Genomic DNA, 276 nt, shown 5'->3' with positions numbered 1-276 from the left:
CACACTACCATCGACGCTGTTTCGTTTCACTTCTGAGTTCGGGATGGAGTCAGGTGGGTCCAAAACGCTATGGTCGCCAAGCAAATTCTTTCTCTCTATTTCTAGAGAATAATTCGGAAAGCTGTTTTCAGTTCTTAACACACTCAAGTTTCGTTCTTGCTTTGAGTCCACCAAAACCCTTTGGGTGTTGTATGGTTAAGCCTCACGGGCAATTAGTACAGGTTAGCTCAACGCCTCACAGCGCTTACACACCCTGCCTATCAACGTTCTAGTCTC

At 46.0% G+C, this 276-nt stretch carries 2 rRNA genes; both read right to left on the bottom strand.

Going from position 1 to position 276, the window contains the following annotated elements:
* Positions 1-81: ribosomal RNA gene (gene rrf / locus UF06_RS23100) — 5S ribosomal RNA — on the bottom strand; the annotation flags it as partial.
* A 110-nt stretch (positions 82-191) separates the two neighbouring features.
* Positions 192-276, bottom strand: a 23S ribosomal RNA gene (locus tag UF06_RS23095); the annotation flags it as partial.

The sequence above is a fragment of the Vibrio sp. S234-5 genome (genome assembly GCF_000960595.1).
Taxonomy (GTDB): domain Bacteria; phylum Pseudomonadota; class Gammaproteobacteria; order Enterobacterales; family Vibrionaceae; genus Vibrio.
The sequence above is the reverse complement of the archived record's forward strand: the minus strand, read 5'-3'. Positions and strand labels throughout refer to the sequence as shown.